Genomic DNA, 24,626 nt, shown 5'->3' on the forward strand with positions numbered 1-24,626 from the left:
TCGGGCTACTCGTCGTCGTCCGCCGGCCGGGGCTGTCGGTACTCGCGGATGTACTCCTCGACGTCGGAGCGCAGCCACACCGAACCGCCGATCAGTGTCTGGAACGGCGCGGGGAAATGAGGCATCAGGACGATCTGCCGGAACCGTGAACGGCTCACGCCCAGCATCGCCTGAATCTCAGCCGCTCCGACGAGCGGGCCGGAACCTCGCCCATGACCATGAAGGTAGGCACCGTCGGGCCTACCCAGTAGGGCCTGCCCTAAAGGGCCTGCCATGCAAAACACCTGCCCTGTAGGGCGTGCCATGCTTGACAGGGGGTATCCGCCGGGGTGCGATGGATCAAGGCCCCCCGTCCGGTGGCGAGTTTCGCGGCGGGCGGGGGTGGCCACATGGAAGCCGACCCGCCCAGGAGGCCCCGAGTGACCCAGCGCCATGCTCCGCTGAAGCCCTTTTGGGTCTGTACGGCAGATCTGCTCAACTGGCCGTGCGAGAACGCCAAGACCGAGTTGGTCGCTGACTACGAGCACGACCGACGCCACCTCGCCGTCGATCTGGCCGCCCTGATGCGGCAGGCAACCGATGACCTGACCAGGCTCTACTCCGAGCCGCCGGACCCCGCCGAGATGCACATCCGGTTCCTGGGCTGGCTGCGGTCGGTGCGCAATGTCTGACCCGGTCGGCACCGGGCTGCTGCTGGCCGCCGTCATCGCCCAGGCGTTCGGCTGCTGGGTCGCCTGGTCGTGGGGCCGGTCCGCTCGGCGCAGCCTCCGGCAGACCATCGACAAGGCCATCCCGACGCCACCGCCCGACTGGCGGCCTCGTCATCGCCTGTCGCTGTGGAACGAGCCGACCTGGCGATACCCCGTCCTCACACCGCGCAGCTAGAACGGGAGCCGACATCACCCCAGACGCACCGCCGCCGCCGAGCGGTTGCTCGGCGGCGGCAGGGGGTGCGCTCAGATCAGTGGGTACGTGCCGGCGGGCGCCCGCCGAAGCCTCGACTGTCGTCCCGGCCCCGCCCCTCGGCCCGGAAACCGCCCCGGCGCTCGGCCGGTCGCGCGTCGCCCCGGTCAGCGAAACGCCGCTCGGCGTGCGGGCGGTCGTCCTGGCGCCGGTCACCGAAGCCGCGCGAGCCGCCCGGCCGGTCGTCGTACCGACGCTCGTCGCGGTCGTACCCGCGTCCGGCCGCCGGGCTCTGCCGGTCGCCGTACGGCCGGCCGGCCCGCTCGCCGAAGCGACGGTCGTCGCCGCGCTGGCCGCCGAAGCGCTGGCCGCGCTCGTCGGACCGCTGCTCGCCGAAGCTCCGGCCCTCGGACCGCCGGTCACCGAAGCGCTCGCCCCGGTCGCCGAAGCTCCGGTCGTCGCGGCGCTCCGGCCGCCCGAAGCGGCGCTCGCCCCCGGACCGCTCGCCCGAGTAGCGCTCACCGGCCGGGCGGTCGCCGAACCGGCGGTCACCACCGCGGTCCGCGAACCGGTCACCGGACCGCTCGCCCGTGGGCCGGTCGCCGAAGCGGCGCTCGCCCGTGGGCCGGTCACCGAAGCGGCGCTCGCCCGTGGGCCGGTCGCCGAAGCGGCGTTCGCCCCGGCCGTCACGGTCGCCGAACCGGCGCTCGCCACGGTCGGAGAAGTCGCGTCCGCCGCCGAAGCCGCGTCCGCCACGGTCGAAGCCCCGGCCGTCGCGGTCGCCGAAGCGGCGCGAGCCGCCGCCGCGTCGCGGCTCCGGCTCGTCCCGGACCGGTACGCCGCTGGGCTCGCGCGCACCGGTCAGCTCGGCCAGCGCCTCGTCACCCGCCCGGACCCGGGTCTCGGCCGGCTCGACGCCCGCCTTCTCCATCATGGCCAGAGTGGTGCGGCGCTGCTTCGGCAGCACCAGCGTCGCCACCGCGCCCGACTCACCGGCGCGGGCCGTACGGCCGGCCCGGTGCAGGTAGTCCTTGGGGTCCTTCGGCGGGTCCACGTGCAGCACCAGCGAGACGCCGTCGACGTGGATGCCCCGGGCCGCCACGTCGGTGGCGACCAGCACGGGCGTCCGGCCCTCGCGGAACTCGGCGAGCGTCCGGGTGCGCATGCGCTGGGTCTTGCCGCCGTGCAGCCCACCGGCCCGTACGCCGACGGCCGCGAGCTGCTCGACGAGCCGGTCCACGCCGAGCTGCGTACGGGCGAACAGCATGGTGCGGCCCTCGCGGGCGGCGATGGACGCGGCGACCGCGAACTTGTCGTGCGGCGGGATCAGCAGCAGGTGGTGATCCATGGTGGACACGGCGGCGGTGGCCGGTGCGGTCGAGTGGGTGACCGGGTCGGTCATGAACCGCTTGACGAGCGTGTCGACGTCGTTGTCCAAGGTGGCCGAGAACAGCAGCCGCTGCGCGTCCGCCGGAGTCTTCGCCAGCAGCTGGGTGACCTCGGGCAGGAAGCCCATGTCGGCCATCTGGTCGGCCTCGTCCAGCACGGTGATCTCGACGTCGTCGAGGCGGCACACGCCGCGCTCGATCAGGTCGCCGAGCCGACCCGGGGTGGCCACGACGATCTCCACGCCGCGGCGCAGCGCGTCGATCTGCCGGTCGTACGGCACACCGCCGACGGCGGTCTTCAGGAACACGCCGGCCGCCTTGCCGAGCGGCACCAGGGCGTCGTTGACCTGCATGGCAAGTTCACGGGTGGGGACCAGGACCAGGGCGCGCGGGTGCAGCGGCCGGGCGCGGTTGCGGTCGGCGAGCCGGGCGATCACCGGCAGGCCGAAGGCGAGCGTCTTGCCCGAGCCGGTCTGGCCGCGGCCGAGGACGTCGCGGCCTGCGAGCGAGTCGGGCAGCGTGGCCCGCTGGATCTCGAACGGGGTGGTAATGCCCTGCCGGGCGAGCGCCTCGACGACCTGCCGGGGCAGGCCGAGCGAGGCGAAGTCGACGGTGTCGGGCGTCGGGTCGACGGACGGGGACGTGCTGGATTCAGCGAACGTGGTCAAGAAATACCTCTCGAGCGGGGCGCATCTTCGCGATGGCCCGCCGCGGCCTGTCACGCCGCCGAATCGCCCGCAAGATCGCCCATGGGCGCGCAGTCGGGGCGCGCCGGGTCAGTGATCGCAGACAAGTGTACGGCGCGCCGCCGACTCCGCCACGGCAACGCGAGGAGGTAGTGGGCGGGCTCACCCCTGTCACTCGACGAGCACGGTCCCGGTCAGTCCGCTCAGCGCGTCGTTGGCCAGGAAGACCACGAGCAGGCTGATCGCGATGAGCATGGTCATCGCGACGGCCAGCACGATGATCACCTTGGTGTTGCCGCCCCGGGCCGCCGGGCTCTCCTCGGACCAGCCCTGGGCCAGGATGTGCCCGGTCAGTGATCCCGAGTTCTCCAGCGGGTTGCCCTGGGGGAACGACACGGTGGCGAAGCCGGGCCCGTCGGTCCCGCCGTACGCGGTGGTGCCGAGATCCGGGCCGGCGGGCTGCGGGCGTACCGGACGGGTCGTGTCGGCGTCGCGGGCGGGCGTGGCCGGCGGCGGCCAGGTCGGCAGCGCCGGGGCCGGCACCACGGGCGGCGGCGCTGCCGACACGGGCGCGGCGGACCACGACGGCAGCGCACCGTCCGACGTGCCGGGGGTGGCCGGCGGGCTCGGTACGGCGGCCCGCGCGGGCGGGAACGACGGCCCGGCCGCCGGGGCGGGGAACAGCGGCGCGGGCAGCGGATCCGCCCCGCCGGTCATCGCCGGTGGCGGCGGGAACGGCGGCGCGGGCATCGGACCCGGCGGGGGCGGCGGCGGGGGTACGGGCGGACCCGGCGGCGGCACGGGCGGCCCGGGGACCGGTGGCACCGGCCCGGGCGTGGGCGTGGGCGTCGGCGGGGTGGGTGCGGGCGGCGTGGGCAGGGGTGGCGTGGGCCGGAGTGGGGGCTCCGGCTCGGGTACCGGCGGCGCGGGCGACGGCGGCGTCGGGCCGGGCACCGGGGTCGGCGCCGGCTCGGGCTCCGGGCCGTTCGGCGCCGGGGGCTGCGCGGGCTCCGGCGGCTGGACCGGCTCCGGCGGTTCCGAGTTCACCGGTCCGGCGCGGTAGACGGTGGCAGCGGCGGGCGGCGCGGCCACCACGGAGGCGGCGACCTCCTCGGCGGAGACGCGGCTCAGGCCGGGCACCGACGCGCTGGCCCGCGCGGGAGTGGACCCGGCCTGCTCAGCGCCCGTGAACGCGCTGGTGAGTGAAGCCGGGCGGTCGGCCGCGGAGGCCGGCGGCGAATCGGTGGACTCATGCGGCAGGGAGCCGGCGGACGTGACTGGCGGGGAGCCTGCGGACCCGGCCGACGGGGCGGTGACGGGGGTGGCCGGCGAGGACTCGACGGACCCGGCCGCCGGGCCCCCGGTGGTTCCGGCGGGGGAGGTCGCCGAGTCGCTGCGTGGTTCGGAGGCGGTTCCGTCGGTCCGGGCCGGTGCGGTGTCGCGGGTCGGCCGGTCGTCCGGCCGGCTCCCGGCGTCGGCCGGCGCTGCGGCGTCCACAGCCGCCGGATCGGCGACGGGCGGAGCGGGTGCGGGCACGCGTGCCGAACCGGAGACGCGGGGTGCCGGGATGGCCGCGGGAGCACTGCCGGGCGTACCCGGAGAGGCGCCGCCGTCCCCCGCCGGTGCCGTGGCGGACTCGGGTGCCGTGCCGGACGGCGAGGCGGCGGGCGGGGGCGTCGCCTGGCGATCGGCCACGGCGAAGGCGGACCAGCTGGACGGCGGCACGGTGGCGCCGGGAAGGCGCCGGTCCAGCGGGGGTGGGGTGTCCGCCGGGGTGCCCGCCCGGTACGTCGTGGGACCGGCCTGCGGAAGCGGCTGTTCGTCACCGGCGGGCGGCGGCACGGCCGAGCCGGCGACCGACACCCGCGCCCGCGCGACGGCTACCGGCCCGGGTGTGGCCGAGCCGTGGTCGTCGTCGCCGGCCGGTTCGGCGGGGTCAGGCGTCGGTCCGGGGTGGACCCTCTCCGCCGGAACGTCCTGCTCGCCCATCTCGCCCCTCCGCACCCCACGCTCGCCTCCGGCCGTGGCGCCGACCGGAAGTGCCTGGATCTCACCGTGCCATATTCCGGCCCGGGAGCACAGCCGGAGTGGCGGTTGGGTCAGTCGGCGCTGCTGCTCGGGCTGGCCGAGCCGCTGCCGGACGTGCTGCTCGACGGGGCGGCACTGCTCCTCGACGGGGCGACACTGCTGCTGCTCGGCGCGGCACTGCTGGTGCTCGGCGCGGCACTGCTGGTGTCCGGCTCGGCGCTCGCGGTCTGGCTCGGCGTCGGGTCCGGCGAGTCGGTCGGGCTCGGCGGCGGCGTGCTGGGCGCCGGGCTGGACGTCGTCGGCTTCGGCGTCGGCGTGGTGGGCTTCGGCGTGGTCGGCGTGGGCTTGGGCGTGGTCGACGGCTTCGGCGTGGTCGGCGTGGGCTTGGGGGTCGTCGACGGCTTCGGCGTGGCCGGCACGGTCGGCGGCGGGGCGGGGGTGGCCGGAGCGGGTACGGCTCCGATCACCCGGGTCGAGGCGTAGAGCCGGGACCAGCGGACCACCGAGATCTTGACGACGTCGCCGGTCCGCGGCGCCTCCACCATCTTGCCGTTGCCGATGTACATGGCGACGTGGTGGACGCTGGTCCAGCTGCTGCCCGAGGCGAAGAACAGCAGGTCACCGGGGAGCAGGGCGTTCGGCGAGACGGTGCGGGAACGGGTGGCGAAGTACTGGTCCTTGGCGACGCGGGGCAGACCCCGGTAGCCGGCCGCCTGGTAGGAGGCGAGCACCAGGCCGGAGCAGTCGAACCGGTCCGGGCCCTCCGCGGCCCACAGGTAGGGGTCACCGAGTTGGGCGAGGGCGTAGCGCACGGCGGCGAGCGCCCGCGGTTCCGCCACCAGGCCGTCGATGCTCTGGTCGACCACGTACGAGGTGCCGAGCTTCTGCTCGGCGGCGTCCGCCAGGCGCTCGATCTCCAGGAGCTTGGCCGCGTTCTCCTTGCGCAGCGCGACGAGGGCGATCTCCTGCTTGCGCAGGTCGCCTTCGGCACGGGTGTACTCCCCGGCCCGCTCGGTGGCCCGGCGCTGAACCGACTCGTGTGCCTTCCGGGCGGCCTCCTCGGCACCCGTGGCGCGGAGGAGTTCGCCGGTCACCGACGTGGTGGCGCCCTCCGCCCGGTCGCCCCGGGTGATCCGCTGGAGGTTGGCGAAGTCGCGCAGGCTGGCGCCGAACTCGCCGGGCGGCAGCGCCGCGTCGGCCTTGACCGCGTCGGCGGCGGCGCTCTTGGCGTTGTCCTGGGCGCGGGCGAGCGCGTCCTGGGCCTCCTTGAGGCGGGCGGCGGACTGGGCCAGCTCGGTCTGTACGGCGTCCCGCTCGGTCTTGATCCGGAGCAGTTCCTCGCCGAGCTGGGTGACGCGGGCGTCGAGCTGGTTGATCTGCGCGATCAGCGGGCCGTCGGCCGGGTTGGTGACGCCGGTGGTGCCCGGCAGGCCGGCCGTGCCGCCCGGGACGGCGACGCCGGGCAGAACCGGGACGGTGCCGGGTACGCCGGGAACGGTGCCCGGCACGCCGGGAACGGTGCCGGGCACGCCGCGGACGGCGCCGGACGAGCCGGGCAGCTGCAGGGGGCCGGTGACCTGGGGCCGGGAGCCGGTGTCGGGCACGACGTCGGGCAGCGGGTCAGCCCAGGCGGGTGTGGCGAGCGCCGCGGCCGCGACCGCCCCCAGGAGGGCGGACCAGAGCGCCGGGCGCAGGACCGGTGAGATCACCGGCTGCCGTCCTCGTCGCCGTCGGGCCTTGGTGCTGTGAGCCATACCGCTCCCCGTCCGGTTTGGGGTCCGGCCACGCGTGCTTGGGGCGTGTCGGGACAGGACGGCCCTGGTGTGTGTTCCGCCCCACCATGTCTTACCTCACGGGTGCGACGATGTCGATGTGCGGAGCGTGACCGCCGGCGAACCGGCGCGACCACGTCGGCGGCCGGTCGGACCCGCGACGTACGCTCGATCGGGAACCCAGGTGGAAGGACGTGGCTTTCGGATGGACGCCGGACTCAAACGCGAACTCGAGGCGAAGGTGTACGCGGGGGAGCGGCTGACCCGCGAGGACGGCATCGCCCTCTACGCCAGCGACGACCTGACCTGGCTGGGCCGGCTGGCCCACCACAGGCGTACGGAGCTCAACGGCGACCGGGTGATGTTCAACGTCAACCGGCACCTGAACCTGACGAACGTCTGCTCGGCGTCGTGCGCGTACTGCTCGTTCCAGCGCAAGCCGGGCGAGAAGGACGCCTACACGATGCGCATCGACGAGGCGGTCCGCAAGGCCAAGGAGATGGAGGACGAGCAGCTCACCGAGCTGCACATCGTCAACGGCCTGCACCCGACGCTGCCCTGGCGCTACTACCCGAAGGTGCTGCGCGAACTGAAGGCCGCGCTGCCGAACGTCAACCTCAAGGCGTTCACCGCGACCGAGGTGCAGTGGTTCGAGAAGATCAGCGGGCTCACCGCCGACGCGATCCTCGACGAGCTGATGGACGCCGGCCTGGAGTCGCTCACCGGCGGCGGCGCGGAGATCTTCGACTGGGAGGTCCGGCAGCACATCGTCGACCACAACTGCCACTGGGAGGACTGGTCGCGCATCCACCGGCTGGCCCACTCGAAGGGCATGAAGACGCCGTCGACCATGCTCTACGGCCACATCGAGGAGCCCCGGCACCGGGTCGACCACGTGCTGCGGCTGCGTGAGCTCCAGGACGAGACCGGCGGTTTCCAGGTCTTCATCCCGCTGCGCTACCAGCACGACTTCGTCGACTCGGCGGACGGCAAGATCCGTAACCGGATCCAGGCCCGGACCACGATGGCCTCGCCGGCCGAGTCGCTCAAGACCTTCGCGGTCTCCCGGCTGCTGTTCGACAACGTGCCGCACGTCAAGTGCTTCTGGGTCATGCACGGGCTGTCGGTCGCGCAGCTCTCGCTGAACTTCGGCGTCGACGACCTGGACGGCTCGGTCGTCGAATACAAGATCACCCACGACGCCGACTCGTACGGCACGCCGAACACCATGCACCGCGACGACCTGCTCCACATGATCTGGGACGCCGGCTTCCGCCCGGTTGAGCGGAACACCCGCTACGAGATCGTCCGCGAGTACGACGGGCCGCCGTCGCTGGCGGAGCGCCGGTCCGAGCCGCAGCAGGTCTGGGCCTGACCTGGCGATGAGCGGCGAGGAACAGCAGCGCACCTTCCCGCGGCGCGACGCCGAGGGGCGCATCCTCACCCTGGGTGACCTGCTCGGCGTGAGCCTGGCCGGCCTGGTCATCGGGGTGCTGGCGCTGCTGGTCTTCGAGTGGGCGTTCGCCACCGTGGGCGACAGCGGCTTCGGGGGCACGAACGGCTGGCTGGCGGTGATCCTGCCGCTCTGGCTGTTCTGGGACGAGTTCCGGGCCTGGGAGTTCGGTGCCGCCCGGGTGGTGGCCGCGCTCGTCGGCATCGCGCTCGGCGTCCTCGCCGGTCTGCTCGCCGCCGGGCTGGCCTCGGGGCTGCCCGCGTTGTTCACCGGAGCGTTGGCCGCGGCGGTGTTCACAGTGGTCTACGCGGTCGTCTGGTTTCATGGCGTGCACTGGCTGGCCCGGCGTACGGGCTGAGGCACGAAGAGAGTGGGAATGCGGGAATGAGCGCGGCGCTCAAGTACACGCTGGGCCGGATCGGGCTGTTCGTCGCCGTACTGGCGGCCCTCTGGTTCGTCGACATGAACATGTTCCTACGGCTGATGCTGGCGCTGATCTTCTCCGCCACGCTGTCGTTCTTCCTGCTCAAGGGTCTGCGGGACGACATGGCCGAGGAGATGGCGGAGGCCGCGGAGCGGCGTCGCACGGAGAAGGAGCGGCTGCGGTCCGCGCTTGCCGGTGACGACCAGGCCGAGCCGGACGGCGAGCGCCGCGAAGGCTGAGCGGACCGGCGAGGGCCCGGCGCGCGACGTCGCGCCGGGCCCTTCGCAGTTCACCAGATGGCCGAGCCGCTCACCAGTTGGTCGAGCCCGGGACGACCGGCCAGGGCCGGTCGACCGGCTTGATCAGGTACGCGATGCCGCCGGAGCCGGAGGCCACGGTGCCGTTGGCGCGGTAGCGCTTGGTGCGCAGCCAGATCTGTTCGAACTGCTCCCGCTTGTAGACGTTTCGCACCGCGTCGTTGGACGAGGACGCCGGGTCGTTGACGATCACGTCGCCCTCGGCGGTGAAGCCGACGATCACGAACAGGTGCCCGGCGGTGCCGTAGTTGGCCCCGTCCAGCTCGCTGGCGAGGAACGACTGCGAGGTCACCACCGGGATGCCCGCCCTGATGAAGCGTTCCGCCTCGTCCAGCGAGTGCAGCCGGGTGACCCGCCCCTCCAGGCCCGGGAAGCTCGCCGCGTACGCGGTGTTGAACGGCCAGTTGCCGGCGCCTTCGTACTCGTAGTCGTAGGTCATCCGGGCGGCGTGGTCGACAGTCGGGTCCGGATAGGAGGGGTCGACCCAGGCGGTGTCCTCGGCCGAGGGCTTGCGGCCCCAGTACTCGACCACCATCTCCGTCGAGGTGGGTGAGCACCACGCCTCACCGCCGCCGTCGTACTCGGGGTACTCGCCGATGTGGATGTTCTGCGAGTAGCGCGGCACGGCGAGTTCCCGGCCCCAGGCGATGCCGCCCCGGCTCGGGGTGACGGTGAACCGGTCCGGCACGTTCGACGCCATCGCGCCGACCATCCGGACCTGCGGCGCGGCGGCCTGGCCGGGCGCGCGGTAGAGCGTCAGCCGCAACTGGTACGAGCGCAGCAGCACCCCGGCGTCGGCGTCGTCGACGGAGAACGTGTCGGTCCAGATGCTCGACCACGGGTCGCCCTGGCCGTCCAGTGTGGAGCGCTTGATGTCCTGGTCGCCGGAGGCCCAGCGGCCCATGACGTACCACGGGGTCTGTGCCCCGGTGTTGTACGTGCCGTGCAGCTCGACCTGGATCCAGGTGCCGGCCGGGGTGGCGGCGTTCCACGACGCGATCATCTCGGTGGCGTCGAAGCCGATCCGCCGCTCGGGGGAGGTCCAGGTGGCGTACTCCCAGGTGCGGGTCGTGCCGGTGTGCTCGTCGGTGAACTCGGTGGTGCCGGCCGGGCGGGCGATGGTCAGCGCCGGGTGGCGTCCCGGCACGGCCCGGGTGCCCTGGTGGGTGCCGCTACGCCAGTCGGGGAAGCGGGAGAACTCCTGGAACGTGATCTGTTCGTCGTGCGTGACGCCCGGCCGCGGGGCATGTGCCTGGACCGGTGCGCTGGTGCCGAGGAGGGTGAGCGCGGTGAGGCCGGCGAGGGCGGCCGCGCGCATGGGTCGTCCGAACATGGCAGCTCCACAGGGAGACGGCATCGTTGCCGTTCACTGTCGCGCTTGGCGGGAAGTTTCGCCAGATGTTGGAGCAAAGAAAATCATTGCCGAAGTGAGGATCAGGGTGGGATGACTCAAGAGAACGACGAATATTGATATGACCATGTGTCTCCTGGTGGAGTGTGCGGACAACGGGAGTTCTCCCGTACCCCCAGGAGGTTGTCCATGGCCTTCCGCACCTCTCCGCTCCGCCGCCGGCTGGCGCTCGCCGCCGCCGTCGGCCTGACCATCGTCCTCACCGCGGCCGCCGCGCCCGCCGTCGCCCGGCCCGCGCCGGAAGGCTCCGGCGAGCCGGCCACCGTCGCCTACCGGGTGCTCGGACCGCGTACGGCGGCCGACCGCACCGCGGTCGCCTCCACCGGAGCCGCGATCGACTACTCCGAGCACGGCGTGCTGCACGTCACGGCGACGAAGGCCGAGGCCAACGCGATCACCCGGCTCGGGTTCCGGCTCGAGAAGGACGCCGTGCCGGAGCACGACCACGGCGACGGGGACATGGCCGCCAGCGCGTTCCCGCCCGCCGACTCGAACTACCACGACTACGCCGAGCTGACCGCCGTGGTCAACAAGGTGGTCGCCGACCACCCGACGATCGCCCGCAAACTGAGCATCGGCACGTCGTACCAGGGCCGGGACCTGATGGCGGTGAAGATCTCCGACAACGTCGCCACCGACGAGGCCGAGCCGGAGATCCTCTTCAACGCCCAGCAGCACGCCCGTGAGCACCTGACCGTGGAGATGGCGATCTACCTGCTCAACCTCTTCACCGACAACTACGGCAGCGACTCCCGGATCACCGGCATCGTCAACTCCCGGGAGATCTGGATCGTCCCCACCGTCAACCCGGACGGCAGCGAGTACGACATCGCCACCGGGTCGTACCGCTCCTGGCGCAAGAACCGGCAGCCGAACAGCGGCTCGACGGCCGTCGGCACCGACCTGAACCGCAACTGGGGCTACCAGTGGGGCTGCTGCGGCGGCTCGTCCGGCACCAAGTCGTCGAGCACCTACCGGGGCCCGTCCGCCTTCTCCGCCCCGGAGACCGCGGCGCTGCGCAACTTCGTCAACAGCCGGGTCGTCGGCGGGGTGCAGCAGATCAAGGCCAACATCGACTTCCACACCTACTCGGAGCTGGTGCTCTGGCCGTACGGGTACACGTACAACAACACCGCCACCGGGATGAACGCCGACCAGTACAACACCTTCGCCACCATCGGGCGGCAGATGGCGGCGACGAACAACTACACCCCGGAGCAGTCGAGCGACCTCTACATCGCCGACGGCACCAGCATCGACTGGATGTGGGGCGCCCACAAGATCTGGGCGTACACCTTCGAGATGTACCCCGGCTCGGCCTCCGGCGGCGGCTTCTACCCGCCGGACGAGGTGATCCCGGCGCAGACCTCACGCAACCGGGAGGCCGTGCTGATCCTGTCCGAGTACGCCGACTGCCCGTACCGGGCGATCGGCAAGCAGAGCCAGTACTGCTGACCTCCTACCGGGCGGGAACCCCGGTTCCACCCCCGCCGGGGTTCCCGCCCACCCCTCCCGTCCGGACGATCTCCGCTGGTCGTGCGCTACCGTGGCACCGACCGTGCCACAGCGAAGCCGGTGCGAAACCGGCGCTGTCCCGCAACTGTGATGCCCCGTACGCTCGGCGCCGGCCTCCCGCCGGCGCCGACGGACGTGGGACGAGCCAGGTCGCCTGCGGCCCGGTCGCGACACGCGCTCTCGAGGAAGGGCGCCTCGCGGACGGGCCTCCACCTGTCGGCGAAGCACCACTCCTCGACCGACAGGAGGCTCCATGTCCCGACGTACCCCTCGGCTCTTCGCCACCGCGCTCGCGGCCGGCGTGCTGCTTCTCGGCGGCTGCGCCGAGAAGACCTCGACCGACACCCCCGCCTCCGGCGGCTCCGGGGGCGCGTTCCCGGTCACCGTCGGCAAACTCACGCTGGAGAAGCGGCCGGAGAAGATCGTCTCGCTCTCACCGACCGCCACCGAGATGCTCTTCGCCATCGGCGCCGGCAAGCAGGTCACCGCCGTCGACGACCAGTCGAACCACCCGGCCGAGGCGCCCCGCACCGACCTGTCCGGCTACCAGCCGAACGCCGAGGCGATCGCGGCCAGGAGCCCCGACCTGGTGGTGCTCTCCGACAACCTCAACAAGATCGTCGACCAGCTCGTCGCGCTGAAGATCCCGGTCCTGCAGACCCCGGCCGCGACCACGCTCGACGATTCGTACCGGCAGCTCACCGACCTGGGCACGCTCACCGGCCACCGGTCCGAGGCGGACGCCGTGGTGCAGAAGATGAAGGACGACATCACCGCGCTGACCAAGGACCTGCCGAAGCGTACGGAGAAGCCGACCTACTACCACGAGCTGGGCCCGGAGCTGTACACGGCGACCAGCAAGACGTTCATCGGCACCATCTACGCGCTCGCCGGGCTGGAGAACATCGCCGACGCGTCCGACGCCGACGGGAAGAACGGCGGCTACCCGCAGCTCTCCCAGGAGGTCATCGTCAAGGCGAACCCCGACTTCGTCTTCCTGTCCGACACCAAGTGCTGCAAGCAGAGTGCCGACACGGTGAAGGCGCGCAGCGGGTGGTCCGGCATCACCGCGGTGAAGAACAACCAGATCGTGGAGCTGGACGACGACATCGCCTCGCGCTGGGGCCCGCGCGTGGTCGAGCTGCTCAAGGTGATCGTCGACGCCACCGCCAAGGTTCCGGCCTGACCGTGGCCCTCCGAGAGGCGGCTTCCGCCCCGAACCCGGCCGGGACGCCCGACGCGCCCCGGCCGGGCGACCGGCCGCTGTTTGGTCCCCGGCGGCGAACGGCACGCGGTGCGCCCGGCGCCCCGATCCGGCCCGCCGGGCTGCGTAAGCGCTGGCTGCTCGCCGGTGTCGTGGCGGTGCTCGTCGCGCTCGTGGCAGGCGTCTCCCTCGGCCCGGTCAGCCTGCCGCCCGGCAGCGTCGCGGCCGAACTGCTCAACCTGCTACCCGGCGTGCACCTGGACAGCGGGCTCACCGAGCGGGAAGTCGCGATCATCACCGAGCTGCGGCTGCCCCGGGTCGTGCTCGGGCTGCTGGTGGGCGCGCTCCTCGCCCTGGCCGGCGGCTGCTACCAGGGCGTCTTCCGCAACCCGCTGGCCGACCCGTACCTGCTCGGCGTCGCGGCCGGTGCCGGTTTCGCGGTCACCACGGCGATCGTGCTCGGCGCCGGGGCCGGCGGGGCGCTGACCGGGCTGCCGATCACCATTCCGCTCGCCGCGTTCGTCGGGTCGCTCGGTGCGGTCGTGCTGACGTACCTCCTCGGCGCGGCCGGCGGACGGGACCGGTCACCGGCCACGCTGATCCTGGCCGGGGTGGCGGTCTCGGCGTTCTTCGGCGCCGGGCAGACGTACCTGCTGCAACAGCACTCCGACAACATCCAGCAGGTCTACTCCTGGCTGCTCGGGCGGCTGGCCACCGCCGGCTGGCACGACGTTTGGCTGGTCCTGCCGTACTTCGTGCTCACCTCCGTGGTGGTGCTGCTGCACCGGCGCGAGCTGGACGTGCTCTCCGTCGGCGACGACGAGGCCGCCGGTCTCGGCCTGCACCCGCAGCGCTCCCGCTACCTGCTGATCGCCGCCGCGTCGCTGGGCACCGCCGCCGCCGTGTCCGCGTCCGGGCTGATCGGTTTCGTCGGCATCATCGTGCCGCACACCATGCGGCTGCTCTTCGGTTCCAGCCACCGGGTGATCCTGCCGCTGTCGATGCTGTTCGGCGGCGCGTTCCTCGCGCTCACCGACGTGGTCGCCCGGACCGCCGCGGCACCCGCCGAGATCCCGATCGGCGTGGTCACCGCGCTGCTCGGCGGCCCGTTCTTCGTACTGGTCCTGCGTACCGCCCGCCGGGTGGCGATGTGAACGCCCCCGCGGTGCGCGTCCACGACCTGCGCGTCACCCTCGGCGGCACCCCGGTCCTGGCCGGCGTCGACCTCACCGTCGCCGCCGGCGAGTGGGTCACCGTGATCGGCCCCAACGGCGCCGGCAAGTCGACCCTGTTGCGCGCCGTCGGCGGCCTGCTCACCGGCCCGGGCGAGGTGGCCCTCTTCGGTACGCCGATCGGCGTGCTCCGCCGACGCGAACGGGCCCGGGTGGTGGCCACTGTGGCGCAGTCCCCGGTCGTACCGATCGGGATGTCGGTGTTCGACTACGCGCTGCTCGGGCGCACCCCGTACATCCCACCGCTGGGCCGCGAGTCGGCCGCCGACCTGGCCGCCGTGCACGAGGTGCTGGACCGGCTCGACCTGGGCCCCTTCGCGCACCGTGAGCTGGCCACGCTCTCCGGCGGCGAGCGACAGCGCGTCTTCCTGGCCCGGGCGCTGGCCCAGGGCGCCACCCTGCTGCTGCTGGACGAGCCGACGAGCGCGCTGGACATCGGGCACCAGCAGGAGGTGCTGGAACTGGTCGACCAGCTCCGCCGCGCACACGGGCTGACGGTGCTCGCCACCATGCACGACCTCTCCATCGCCGGCGAGTACGCCGACCGCCTGGTCCTGCTCGCCGACGGACGGGTGGCAGCCGCCGGGCCGCCGGAGGAGGTGCTCACCGAGGAGCTGCTGGCCCGCCACTACCGCGCCCACATCCGCGTCATCCCCGGCGACCACGGCCCCCTGGTGGTCCCCGTCCGCCCCACCTGACCCCCTCCCCGCCTCCCGCCCCAGCCCCGCGTCGTCGATCTTGCACTTTCCGCCCCGGCAAAAGGTGCGTATGCCGCGTTGGAAAGGCCGCAACTGCAAGGTCGACGGAGCGTCGGCGCTCCTGCCGCCGGACTGCCCGCCCCGAGCGTTCGCCGTCTCAAATCCCGGACCGGTGTCCCGGAATCCGGAACGGCAGGCAGATCTTGGTACGAATAGGCCTCCTGGGGGCCCCATAGGGGCCCTTTCCTACCAAGATCTCAATCGCCCTCCGCCCCGCCCCGTCGATCTTGCACTTTTGGCCCCGGCAAAAGGTGTGTATGCCTCGTTGGGAGGGCCGCAATTGCAAGATCGGCGGGGCAGGGCGGGGCTGGGGTGGGGTGGGGCGGGGGTGGGCTGTCAGCGCAGCGTGGAGACGGAGAAGAGGGCGCCGGCCGGGTCGCGCAGGGCGGCACTGCGGCCGGCCGGGTTGTCGCGCGGCGGGACGAGGATGGTGCCGCCCAGCCCGGCGGCCCGGGCGGCGGTCGCGTCGGCGTCCTCCACCGCGAAGTAGACCGCCCAGTACGCGGGCAGGTCCGCCGGCAACGGCTCGGCCCGGGGCAGCATCCCGGCGACGATCCGGGCCCCGCAGCGCCAGCCGGTGTACGCGACCGGCCCGGCCGGGCGTTCCTCCGGATGCCAGCCGAATACCAGCGCGTAGAACTCCTTCGCACCCTCCGGATCCGGCGTGACCAGCTCGTTCCAGCACATCGCACCCGGCGCGTTGTACAGCTCCGCTCCGCGCATCGCCATCGGCTGCCACACGCTGAACACCGCGCCGGCCGGGTCGGCGAGCACCGCCATCCGGCCCTGCTGGGCGACGTCGAACGGGGAGACGACGACCTGCCCGCCGGCCGCCTCCACCCGGGTGGCGACCAGGTCCGCGTCGTCGGTCGCCACGTACGTCGACCAGACCGGCACCTGGTCCGGCGTACCGGGTGGCCCGGCCCCGGCGACCGCCTTGCCGTCCTTGCGGAAGACCGTGTAGCCGCCGGCGTCCGGCTCGGGGGAGATCTGCCCGGTCCAGCCGAACAGCTCCGGGTAGAACCGTCGTGCGTCGTCCAGACCGGGTGTGGCCAGGTCGGTCCAGCAGGGCGTGCCGGGCTCGACGCCGTTCACGGTGACCCCTCTCGCCGGGGCGGGCACCGCTCGCCCGCCCTGTCGGCATCGTGGCACCGCCCGGACGGCCGCCGGGCCGGAACCGGACAAAAGGTCAGCTGAAGCGGCGTCCCTCGTCCCGCCGGTACGCCCAGCCGGCGAGCGCGGCGAGCACCAGCACCCAGACCACCAGCATCACCAGCGCCCGGGTGTCCGGCCGGAAGTCGGTGACCGCCGCCCAGATCAGTTCCACGGCGCCCCGGGTCGGCAGGTAGGGGGCGATCGCCTTGATGAAGCCGGGCGCGTCGTCCGGCCCGGAGAGCAGGCCACCGCCGAACGCCAGCGGGAAGAAGATCACCTGGGCCACCACGATCGCCGCCTTGCTCGGCAGCGAGTAGCCGATCGCCAGGCCGAGCAGCGTGAACGGCACCGAGACCACGGCGACCGCGCCGAGCCCGAGCAGGAACTGCACCGCGCTGACCCGGGCCTCGGTGGCGACCGCCGCGATCAGCACCACCGGGATCATCGAGACGTAGGTCAGCACCAGCCCGGCCAGGATCCGCCCGGCCAGCCGCGGCGCCGGTCCGGCCGGCAGGGTCCGGGTGTACGGGTTCCAGGGCTGGTCGCGGTCCTCGGCGACGCCCACGCCGTACTGGAAGATGTTGGCGCTCATCACCGCGAACGTCACCATGGCGGCGGTCGCGTAGGTGGCGCCGACCGGGTCGGCGCCGGCGAACGGCACCACGAAGAAGAGCATCGCTGCGGCGGGGAAGAACGCGCTGCCCACCACCGCCACCGGGATCCGGATGATCTCCAGGAGCTGGTAGCGGGCGTGGACCAGGGCGAGCGGCACGGCGGTCTCCTAGGCGGCTGTGGGCGCGGGCCGGTCGTCGGCCGTGATGGCGAGGAACGCCTCCTCCAGCGAGGTGGGTCGGACCTCCAGGTCGCGGAACGGCACCCCGGCGGTGACCAGGTCGCGCACGAGCTGGTCGGCGTCGCTGGTGAGCAGGTGCAGCCGCCCGTCGGCGTGTTCGGTGGCAACCACTCCCGGCAGCGCCGGCAGGTCGTCGGCGACCAGGCTGACCCGGCGCACGCCGACGATGCCGCGGACCGCCGCCACCGAGTCGTCGGCCAGCACCCGCCCGTGGCCGATCACCACCACCCGCTGCGCGAGCGCCTCCACCTCCTCCAGGTAGTGGCTGCTCAGCAGCACGGTGCCGCCGTCGGCGTGGAAGCCACGGATCGCGTCCCAGAGCGCGTGCCGCGCCTCCACGTCGAGGCCGGTGGTCGGCTCGTCGAGCACCACCAGCCGGGGACGGCCGACGAACGCCAGCGCCACTGCCAGCCGGCGACGCTGCCCGCCGGAGAGGCCGCCGGTCTGCCGGCGTACCTGGTCGGCGAGGCCGAACCGGTCGAGCAACTCGCCGCGCGGCACCGGGTCGGGGAAATGCGCGGAGACGAAGTCGACCACCTCGCCGACCCGCAGCGTGCCGGGCAGGCCGGTCTCCTGCGGGGTGACCCCGAGCTGCCGCCGGCTCGCCGGGTCGCGCGGGTCGCCGCCGCACAGCTCGACCCGGCCCGCGGTGGGGCGGCGCAGCCCGACCAGCAGGTTGATCAGGGTGCTCTTGCCGGCGCCGTTGGGGCCGAGCAGGCCGACCAGTTCCCCGGCCCGGACGGTCAGGTCGACCCGGTCCAGTGCCAGCACCTCGCCGTAGCGACGGCTGACCTGTTCGGCGCGGGCCAGGATCATCGGCGGTCTCCTCGGACGGAGGGGCTGTGCCTTTCCTGTCTACCGTGCCCGCGCCAGCCGCGGTGTCCCCTGGCCGGGTACGCGCATCCCCTAGTCTGGTGGCGCCGTCGACGACGGTGGAAGTTCCGACCGGACACTGGGGAGGGTCCGTGACCAGTCCGAGCAGGAATCTCGACGTCCAGCCGGAGGCGTTGAGGGCTTTCGCCGCCGCCTCCCGGGACCGGTCGTCCCGGTTCCGCGAGCTGGAGCGGGCGTTCCGCGACGGCCACGTGGCCCGGCACTCCTTCGGCGTGATGCCCGCGTCGTTCAGCCTCGCCGCCGCGTACGAGCAGCAGTTCGAGGCGTGCCTGCAGGGGCTGGCGGACGGCGCCGAGACCATGCTGACCATCGCCACCGGGCTCGCCGAGACCGCCGCCGCCTACGACGACACGGACGCGGCGAACGACACCATGTTCACCGCGGGCGGCTGAGGGAGCGGGGATGAGCACCGAGGCGCTCCAGCGCAACAAGACCTACTTCGAGCAGATCGTGTCGGGCACCCCCGACCCGTTCAAGCCGCTGTCGAACGCGGTGCTGTGGCCGTTCGAGCAGCTCCTGGAACTGGTCGCCGGTGAGCCGGACGACCTGATGCGGGCCGCCCAGCTCGCGATGACCACCGGGGAGGCGGTCCGGCAGATCGCCGGTGACCAGGTCGCCGATCGGGCCCGGCTGCGCGGCGCGTGGGACGGCGACGCGGCGGACAAGTTCCACGCCTCGATGCAGTCCATCGAGGACGCGATGGACGATCTCGCCAAGGGGCTGGACGGCACCAAGGAGGTGTTGGTCGACGCCGCGAACGCGGCGGTGGACGCGTTCAACCTGCTGGTCGAGCTGATCCTGGAGTTCCTGCTCTGGTTCCTGACCGAGATCATCATCGCCGCGGTGGCGGCGGCGCTGAGCGCCGGGGTGAGCCTGGCCGCCACAGTGGTGCGGGTGCTGGCCCGGCTCGCCACCACAGTCGGCCGCATGGTCAAGATCGTGGCCCGGTTCGCGGAGATCCTCACGAAGCTCGCGACCAAGCTCCAGAAGGTCGCCAACCTGCTCGACCACTACGCCAAGGTGGTGATGGAGCTGCGCCGGGCCAAGAAGGCGTACAGCGCGTTCAACAAGTCCGGCTACACGAAGGCGGCGCTCGCCTTCAAGGTCGAACGCGCCGCCGTCCTCTTCCCGGGCAAGTTCGTCATCAACCAGGCGTCCCCGGTGAACGTCCCCGGCATCGGCGGCGCCCTGCTCGACACCGGGATGGGCCTGCACGACGTCTCCGACGGGCGCAAGGACCGCAACTACCTGGTGGACGGCACGTACCGCGAGGATCTCGGCCCGTACACCACGGGCGTGCAGAACGTGTTCGACTCGATCGTGAACTGAGAGGCAGCAATGACGTTCCCGGCCCTGGACCGGATCGAGGCGCTGGCCCGCAACCTGGACGGTTGGCAGCGCGAACTCGGCGCGCGGATGGCCGAGCTGGAGCAGAGCAGCGCCGAGGGGGTGAGCGACTCCGGCCTGGTCACTGTCGTGGCCGCCGCCGACGGCAAGATCCTCTCCACCGACATCAACGCGCGGGCCATGCGCTTCGACTCGTACACGCTCGCCGAGGAGATCACCTCGGCGGCGAACCGGGCGCAGGAGGCCGCCGCCGCTCGCGTACGCGAGATCGTCGGCGAGGTGATGGGCAACGCGCCGGGCGCGGAGCGCCCCGCCGACGACGGCTACGGCCACGACCGATACTGAGCCGATGGACGAGACCAGATACCGCGACCGGATCGGCCTGCTCGTCGAGCCGGGCGAGCGTGTCCTGGCGCACGCCAAGGCCGATGTCGGCCAGGGGCTCGCTCCGGCACCGCCGCCCGAGCCGGAGTCCGCTGCCGAGCCGAGCCGGCGGACGATCGGCTCGGTGCTGCTCAACGTGCTGCTGCCACTGGCCACCTGGGACCGTGGCGACCGCCTGGTCGACGCGATCGGCTGGGGGATCGCCGGGCGCGGCGCCCCCGGCTCGGCCGCCTCGCGCCTGCACCGCGCGCTCCGTCCGCCCCGGCCCGACCTCCAGATCCGGGAGACGCTGCTCGCGGTCACCGACCGGCGGTTGCTGGTCTGCCGCACCGGCGGGGTCAAGCTGCTGGCCGGGCACGAGGCCGAGGAACGCGCGCTGGCCGAGACCGCCGTGGCCTGGTCGGCCGCGCGTGCAGAGATCGCCTCCGCCCGGGTGGGCTGGCACCGGCTGAACCCGAAGCGGCTGCGGATCGACTTCACCGACGGTTCCTGGCTGTCGTTCACCGTGCCGATCACCGAGTCCGGCGGCCCTCTGCGTGCGGTCGCCGCCGCACTGTCCGCCTGACCGGCCCGCCCGCCGGGACCGCGGCCGGGCCGTCCAGAACCGCGGCCGGCCGGCCACGTCAGCACGGCCGGTCCCCGCACGTCAGCGCGGCCGAGGCGTGCGTCAGGCGGTCAGCGGCGCGGGCAGCGGCTCGCGGTGCAGCACGGCCAGGCGGGAGACCGCCCGGGTCAGCACCACGTAGAGGCGGTGCAGCCCACGCGGCTCGGCGGCCACGATCGCGGCCGGCTCGACGACCACCACGTGGTCGTACTCCAGGCCCTTCACCAGCGTCGCCGGGACCACAGTGACACGCGCCGCGGCCTCGACTTCGTCGGCGGTAGCGGTCTCGACGCCCGCGTCGGCGAGCGCCGCGCGGAGCCGGTCGACCGCGTCGTCGGCGGCGATCACACCGACCGAGCCGTCGTGCGCGAGCGCCGCCCGCACCTCGGCCACCGTCGCGGCCGTCAGGTCCTCGGCGGTACGCACATCCAGGGCGCCGTCGTGGCGCAGCGACCGGGCCGGGGGTACGTCGACGGCGAGCGCCGGCAGCAGCCGGTTCGCGAACGCCACCACTGCGGCCGGCACCCGGAAGCCCACGCTCAGCGGCACGACAGCGGCGTCCGGCTTGCCCAGGTGGGCCAGCGACTCCCGCCAGTCGGTGGCCGCCCAGGGCGCGGTGCCCTGCGCCAGGTCGCCGAGCAGCGTGATCGAGCCGTGCTCGCTGCGCCGGGCGATGGCGCGGCACTGCATCGGGGAGAGGTCCTGCGCCTCGTCGACCACCACGTGCCCGAAGCCGGCGGGCCGTTCCAGCAGCCCGGCCACCTCGTCGATGAGCACCGCGTCGGCGGCGGTCCACCGGGTCGCCTTCGCGGTGCGCCCGGTCCTGCCGGAGCGGAACAGCTCCTGCTCCTCGGGCGTGAGCAGGCCGTCCGCGGCGGCGGCCAGCGCGTCGGCGTCGGTACGCAGCCGGTGCAGCAGCCCGTCCGGGGTGAGCGCGGGCCAGACCGCGTCGAGCAGGTCGGTGACCGGCTTGATCCGGCTCATCCGGCGCAACCAGGCGTCGCTCGGTGACTCCGCCCGGCGCGCCTCCGCCTGCCGTTGCAGCAGCCCCACCACCCGCGCGCGGACCCGCTCCCGGCCGGTCGCGTAGGGCAGACCCTCCGCGCGGGTCTCGGTGACCAGTCGGTGCAACGGGTCGAGTCCGATCCGCCACCGGTACGAGCCGTCCGACACCATGATCGGCTCGGTGGGCGTACCGATGTGGGCGTCGACGGCCCGGCGCAGCACCTCGGCCATCCGGACGTCGTGCTTGAGCGCGGCGACGGCCGGGTCGTCGACCGCGCGGACCGGAACCCGCGCGACCAGGTCCTCCACGGTGGCCTGCTCGACCTCCACCTCACCGAGCGCGGGCAGCACCGCCGCGATGTACGACAGGAACGCCCGGTTCGGCCCGACGATCAGCACGCCCGAGCGGCGCAGCCGTTCCCGGTGCAGATAGAGCAGGTACGCGGCGCGGTGCAGCCCGACCGCCGTCTTTCCGGTGCCCGGCGCGCCCTGGACGCAGATCGAGTCGGCCAGGTCGGCCCGGACCAGCTCGTCCTGCTCCGGCTGGATGGTGGCGACGATGTCCCGCATCGGGCCGACGCGGGGGCGCTCGATCTCGGCGGTGAGGATGCGGCTGGCGGTGCCGAGTTCCTCGCCCCGGTCCAGGTGCTCGTCCTCGAAGCTGGTCAGCGTCCCGGCGCTGAACCCGAACCGGCGGCGTACGGCGACACCCTGCGGGTTGCGCGCGCTGGCCCGGTAGAAGGACCGGGAGACCGGCGCCCGCCAGTCCAGCACCAGCGGTTCGCCCAGCTCGTCGGTGACGTGCCGCCGCCCGACGTGGTACTCCCGCCCAGCGTGGTCCGGCTCGTCGCCGCCGAAGTCCAGGCGGCCGAAGAACAGCGGGGTGGTGGGGTCGTCGGCCAGCTCCTTGACCCGCCGGGCCATGTGCCGGCCGAGCTGTTCGGCGGTGTACGAGTCACCGGCCACCTTGTCGCCGGTGGCGAAGAGCGCTTCGGCGCGCTCCCGCATCCGGGTCAGCGCGGCGCGGGAGGCGTCGAGGTGGGCACGCTCGGCGGCGAGTTCGGCGTCGAGGCTCGGTGTGGCGTCAAGGTCGGTTGCGGGCACGATGAACTCCGATGGCTCAACTGAGGCTCGCTCGCGTGTCCGGGGCGGTTGGCCTGCTCCCGGCGCGGGGACGTCCGCTGCGGTGCATGCTCACCGCGGCCGTCGGGCGGCCCTCCACGCTACGGGAGCACCAGCCCGTCGCGCCAACGAATTCCGGGTACCGGCCGTGGGGCGTGTCCGTCGGCCCGGCCTGGCGGGGATCATTGAGGCATGACCGAGGCGCTTCCCGGCAGGAGCCGGGTGACGATCAGTGATCCGCAGGTGATGCGGGCGCTCGCTCACCCGGCCCGCATGGCGATCATGGAACATCTCGGCACGCTGGAGGGCGGTACGACGGCCACCGAGTGCGCCGAGATCGCCGGGCTGTCGCCGAGCGCGACCAGCTACCACCTGCGTGAGCTGGCGAAGTTCGGGCTGGTCCGGCAGGCGCCCGGCCGGGGTGACGCCCGGGAGCGGGTGTGGCAGGCGGTGAATCCGTCGTACCACGTCGAGGCGGGGCCGGACGCCGATCCGGAGGCGCGTGCCGCCGAGGCGGCCCTGGTCGAGGCGCACATGGTCCGCGACGCCCAGCGGGTCCGGGAGTGGTTGCGCCGCGCGCCGGACGAGTCGCCGGAGTGGTACGCGGCGACCTGGTTCAGCGACAGCGTGCTGCTGATGACCGCCGAGGAGTTGACCGAGCTGAACCAGGCGATCCAGGCGCTGATGGAGCCGTACCGGCGGCGGACCCGGACCGATCCGCCGGCCGGGGCCCGGCCGGTGGCGACGCAGTACCGGGCGATGCCCATCGACTGAGAGGGTTGCGCTGGCAGTTGTGAAGGATTATTTTCGAAGTATGTCCTTCACAACTGCTGGGTCGCGCTGGCCGGACGTCTGGCTCGCGGCCACCGCGCGCGGCATCTCCAGTTGCGGGAACTTCCTGGTCACCAGCGCCCTCACCCTCGCGCTCCAGTCCGCCGGGGCCGGCGGCCTCGCCGTCTCCGGGCTGCTGCTGGCCGCGACGCTGCCGCTCGTGGTGCTCGCGCCACTGACCGGCCGGCTCGCCGACCGGGTGGACAGCCGGGTGCTGCTGATCGCCACCGGCGTCGGCCAGGGAGCGACCTGTCTGGCGCTCGCGTACGCCCAGGCCCCGGCGCTGGTGATCGCTCTGGTGGCACTGCTCGCCACCGGCCTCGCGGTCTCCCAGCCGGTGATCTCCGCGCTGGTGCCGGTCATGGTGCGTCCGGAGGACCTGCCCCGGGCCGGCGCGCTCAACCAGACCGCCGGCACGCTCGGTGCGCTCGCCGGACCGGCGCTGGCCGGGCTCCTGGTCGGCCAGTTCGGCACCCGGGTACCGCTGCTCCTCGGCGCGCTCAGCTATCTCTCGCTGGTGGCGGCCGGGCTGCTCGTGCGTACCCGAAGGGGTGGCCGCCGGTTGACGGTCGGGACGGCCGCGGCGGTCGCGCCCCAGTGGCGGTTCCGGCGCGACCCGCTGCTGACGGTGATGGTCGGCAGCCTAGCCGCGGTGATCGGCGCGGTCGGCGCGGTGAACGTCATCGAGGTCTTCTTCATCCGGGAGACGCTCGGCAGCAGCGCCACCGTGTACGGACTGGTCACCGGCTCCTGGACGCTCGGCATCGTGCTCGGCGCGTGGCTGTTCGCCCGCGTCGCCCGGCGGCTCGCCGACGACGGCGCGCTGCTCGGCGCCGGGCTGGTACTGCTCGGCGGCTGCGGCCTGGCGGTGCTGGTCTCTGCGGCGGTGCCCTCGGCCTGGCTGCTCGTGCCCATCTGGCTGCTGGGAGGCGTGGGCAACGGCGGCGACAACGTCTTCAACAACCTGCTGCTGGCGCGACGGGTGCCGGAGGCCGCACGGGGCCGGGCGTTCGCCGTCTTCGGCGCGGCCGCGCAGGGCGCCGCGATGGGCGGCTACCTGGTCGGGGGCCTGCTCCTGGAGGTGGCCGGCCCGCGCGTGCTCGTCGCCGGATGCGGCGTGGCCGGACTGCTCGTGGTGGCGGCGCTGGCCTGGCCGGTGCGCCGGGCGGTACGCGCCGAGCGGGCCGCCGCCGCCACGGCCACGCCTGCCGCCGCAGCCGTGGCGGCGGAGCCCGCATGACCGCTGGCGTTAAAAAGGGCCCCTTCCTCTACCGGAGGCGTTAACAGGGGGCCCTTCCTTCCCGCCGGGTGCGGAGTTCACCACTCGATCGGATCCCCCG

General features: G+C 73.3%; 23 protein-coding genes, 1 pseudogene and 1 riboswitch. Of the genes and pseudogenes, 15 read left to right on the plus strand and 9 right to left on the minus strand.

Translation table 11 applies throughout. From position 1 onward, the window contains the following. Positions 1 to 5: 5 nt before the first annotated feature. Positions 6 to 158 (minus strand): hypothetical protein, encoded by a 153-nt coding sequence (locus KSK32_RS14015; protein ID WP_216936517.1) that lies wholly within the window; start codon positions 156 to 158, stop codon positions 6 to 8. A gap of 261 nt (positions 159 to 419) precedes the next feature. On the opposite strand from KSK32_RS14015, the gene KSK32_RS14020 reads away from it, so the two are divergent. Both KSK32_RS14020 and KSK32_RS14025 read left to right on the plus strand, forming a co-directional pair. After that, on the plus strand, positions 420 to 671 hold the full coding sequence (locus KSK32_RS14020) for a flavin reductase (protein ID WP_216931621.1): 252 nt from the start codon (positions 420 to 422) through the stop codon (positions 669 to 671). After that, positions 664 to 885: a hypothetical protein gene (locus tag KSK32_RS14025; RefSeq protein WP_216931622.1), complete on the plus strand. Its 222-nt coding sequence runs from the start codon at positions 664 to 666 to the stop codon at positions 883 to 885. Before KSK32_RS14020 ends, KSK32_RS14025 begins: the two co-directional genes overlap by 8 nt. A gap of 76 nt (positions 886 to 961) precedes the next feature. Here the strand turns inward: KSK32_RS14025 and KSK32_RS14030 are convergent, their stop codons facing one another. The 3 genes from KSK32_RS14030 to KSK32_RS14040 all read right to left on the minus strand — a co-directional run bounded on the left by KSK32_RS14030 (position 962) and on the right by KSK32_RS14040 (position 6,759). Next, positions 962 to 2,959 carry a DEAD/DEAH box helicase gene (locus KSK32_RS14030; protein ID WP_216931623.1) on the minus strand — a complete coding sequence of 666 codons (1,998 nt, stop codon included), beginning with the start codon at positions 2,957 to 2,959 and terminating at the stop codon, positions 962 to 964. Between the two features lie 189 nt (positions 2,960 to 3,148). Next, complete coding sequence (locus KSK32_RS14035) at positions 3,149 to 4,966, minus strand: hypothetical protein (RefSeq protein WP_216931624.1); 1,818 nt, start codon at positions 4,964 to 4,966, stop codon at positions 3,149 to 3,151. 110 nt (positions 4,967 to 5,076) lie between these two features. Beyond that, positions 5,077 to 6,759 (minus strand): C40 family peptidase, encoded by a 1,683-nt coding sequence (locus KSK32_RS14040; RefSeq protein ID WP_254187055.1) that lies wholly within the window; start codon positions 6,757 to 6,759, stop codon positions 5,077 to 5,079. Positions 6,760 to 6,982: 223 nt separating this feature from the next. On the opposite strand from KSK32_RS14040, the gene mqnE reads away from it, so the two are divergent. From mqnE to KSK32_RS14055, 3 genes are read left to right on the plus strand one after another with little or no spacing between them, the layout of a single operon-like run. Continuing rightward, positions 6,983 to 8,152, plus strand: a complete 1,170-nt coding sequence (mqnE, locus tag KSK32_RS14045; protein WP_018787841.1) for an aminofutalosine synthase MqnE — start codon at positions 6,983 to 6,985, stop codon at positions 8,150 to 8,152. Positions 8,153 to 8,159: 7 nt separating this feature from the next. Further along, positions 8,160 to 8,588: a hypothetical protein gene (locus tag KSK32_RS14050; RefSeq protein WP_216931626.1), complete on the plus strand. Its 429-nt coding sequence runs from the start codon at positions 8,160 to 8,162 to the stop codon at positions 8,586 to 8,588. 26 nt (positions 8,589 to 8,614) lie between these two features. After that, entirely contained in the window at positions 8,615 to 8,893 is a 279-nt protein-coding gene (locus KSK32_RS14055; RefSeq protein WP_216931627.1) for a DUF4229 domain-containing protein, read from the plus strand. Between the two features lie 70 nt (positions 8,894 to 8,963). On the opposite strand, the gene KSK32_RS14060 is transcribed toward KSK32_RS14055, so the two are convergent. Further along, positions 8,964 to 10,304, minus strand: coding sequence for a C39 family peptidase (locus KSK32_RS14060; RefSeq protein WP_216931628.1), 1,341 nt, complete (start codon positions 10,302 to 10,304; stop codon positions 8,964 to 8,966). A 207-nt stretch (positions 10,305 to 10,511) separates the two neighbouring features. On the opposite strand from KSK32_RS14060, the pseudogene KSK32_RS14065 reads away from it, so the two are divergent. The 4 genes and pseudogenes from KSK32_RS14065 to KSK32_RS14080 all read left to right on the plus strand — a co-directional run. After that, positions 10,512 to 11,834 (plus strand): annotated as a pseudogene (locus tag KSK32_RS14065) (M14 family metallopeptidase); the annotation flags it as partial. 119 nt (positions 11,835 to 11,953) lie between these two features. Continuing rightward, a riboswitch (cobalamin riboswitch) is annotated at positions 11,954 to 12,047 on the plus strand. Positions 12,048 to 12,150: 103 nt separating this feature from the next. Further along, positions 12,151 to 13,083 (plus strand): ABC transporter substrate-binding protein, encoded by a 933-nt coding sequence (locus tag KSK32_RS14070; RefSeq protein WP_216931630.1) that lies wholly within the window; start codon positions 12,151 to 12,153, stop codon positions 13,081 to 13,083. A 77-nt stretch (positions 13,084 to 13,160) separates the two neighbouring features. Next, on the plus strand, positions 13,161 to 14,255 hold the full coding sequence (locus KSK32_RS14075; RefSeq protein WP_216936076.1) for an iron ABC transporter permease: 1,095 nt from the start codon (positions 13,161 to 13,163) through the stop codon (positions 14,253 to 14,255). Next, a complete protein-coding gene (locus tag KSK32_RS14080; RefSeq protein WP_216931631.1) occupies positions 14,252 to 15,031 on the plus strand; it encodes an ABC transporter ATP-binding protein in 780 nt (259 codons plus the stop codon). The genes KSK32_RS14075 and KSK32_RS14080 overlap by 4 nt, the downstream gene beginning before the upstream one ends. Before the next feature lie 396 nt (positions 15,032 to 15,427). Here KSK32_RS14080 and KSK32_RS14085 read toward each other — a convergent pair whose 3' ends face one another. The 3 genes from KSK32_RS14085 to KSK32_RS14095 all read right to left on the minus strand — a co-directional run bounded on the left by KSK32_RS14085 (position 15,428) and on the right by KSK32_RS14095 (position 17,915). Then, positions 15,428 to 16,186 carry a VOC family protein gene (locus tag KSK32_RS14085; protein WP_216931632.1) on the minus strand — a complete coding sequence of 253 codons (759 nt, stop codon included), beginning with the start codon at positions 16,184 to 16,186 and terminating at the stop codon, positions 15,428 to 15,430. A gap of 94 nt (positions 16,187 to 16,280) precedes the next feature. Next, positions 16,281 to 17,018, minus strand: coding sequence for an ABC transporter permease (locus tag KSK32_RS14090; protein ID WP_216931633.1), 738 nt, complete (start codon positions 17,016 to 17,018; stop codon positions 16,281 to 16,283). 9 nt (positions 17,019 to 17,027) lie between these two features. Continuing rightward, positions 17,028 to 17,915, minus strand: coding sequence for an ABC transporter ATP-binding protein (locus tag KSK32_RS14095; RefSeq protein WP_216931634.1), 888 nt, complete (start codon positions 17,913 to 17,915; stop codon positions 17,028 to 17,030). 149 nt (positions 17,916 to 18,064) lie between these two features. On the opposite strand from KSK32_RS14095, the gene KSK32_RS14100 reads away from it, so the two are divergent. From KSK32_RS14100 to KSK32_RS14115, 4 genes are read left to right on the plus strand one after another with little or no spacing between them, the layout of a single operon-like run. After that, positions 18,065 to 18,385 (plus strand): type VII secretion target, encoded by a 321-nt coding sequence (locus KSK32_RS14100; RefSeq protein ID WP_216931635.1) that lies wholly within the window; start codon positions 18,065 to 18,067, stop codon positions 18,383 to 18,385. Between the two features lie 10 nt (positions 18,386 to 18,395). Next, positions 18,396 to 19,322, plus strand: a complete 927-nt coding sequence (locus KSK32_RS14105; protein WP_216931636.1) for a WXG100 family type VII secretion target — start codon at positions 18,396 to 18,398, stop codon at positions 19,320 to 19,322. Between the two features lie 9 nt (positions 19,323 to 19,331). Next, positions 19,332 to 19,685 carry a YbaB/EbfC family nucleoid-associated protein gene (locus KSK32_RS14110; protein ID WP_013283579.1) on the plus strand — a complete coding sequence of 118 codons (354 nt, stop codon included), beginning with the start codon at positions 19,332 to 19,334 and terminating at the stop codon, positions 19,683 to 19,685. Between the two features lie 4 nt (positions 19,686 to 19,689). Further along, positions 19,690 to 20,289: a hypothetical protein gene (locus KSK32_RS14115; RefSeq protein ID WP_216931637.1), complete on the plus strand. Its 600-nt coding sequence runs from the start codon at positions 19,690 to 19,692 to the stop codon at positions 20,287 to 20,289. A gap of 102 nt (positions 20,290 to 20,391) precedes the next feature. Here KSK32_RS14115 and KSK32_RS14120 read toward each other — a convergent pair whose 3' ends face one another. Next, entirely contained in the window at positions 20,392 to 22,437 is a 2,046-nt protein-coding gene (locus KSK32_RS14120) for an AAA family ATPase (RefSeq protein WP_216931638.1), read from the minus strand. 210 nt (positions 22,438 to 22,647) lie between these two features. On the opposite strand from KSK32_RS14120, the gene KSK32_RS14125 reads away from it, so the two are divergent. Both KSK32_RS14125 and KSK32_RS14130 read left to right on the plus strand, forming a co-directional pair. Continuing rightward, a complete protein-coding gene (locus tag KSK32_RS14125) occupies positions 22,648 to 23,229 on the plus strand; it encodes a helix-turn-helix transcriptional regulator (protein WP_216931639.1) in 582 nt (193 codons plus the stop codon). A gap of 40 nt (positions 23,230 to 23,269) precedes the next feature. Next, positions 23,270 to 24,526 carry an MFS transporter gene (locus tag KSK32_RS14130; RefSeq protein ID WP_216931640.1) on the plus strand — a complete coding sequence of 419 codons (1,257 nt, stop codon included), beginning with the start codon at positions 23,270 to 23,272 and terminating at the stop codon, positions 24,524 to 24,526. Positions 24,527 to 24,626: the final 100 nt, after the last annotated feature.

Source organism: Micromonospora sp. WMMB482 (genome assembly GCF_019038635.1).
Lineage (GTDB): Bacteria > Actinomycetota > Actinomycetes > Mycobacteriales > Micromonosporaceae > Micromonospora > Micromonospora marina.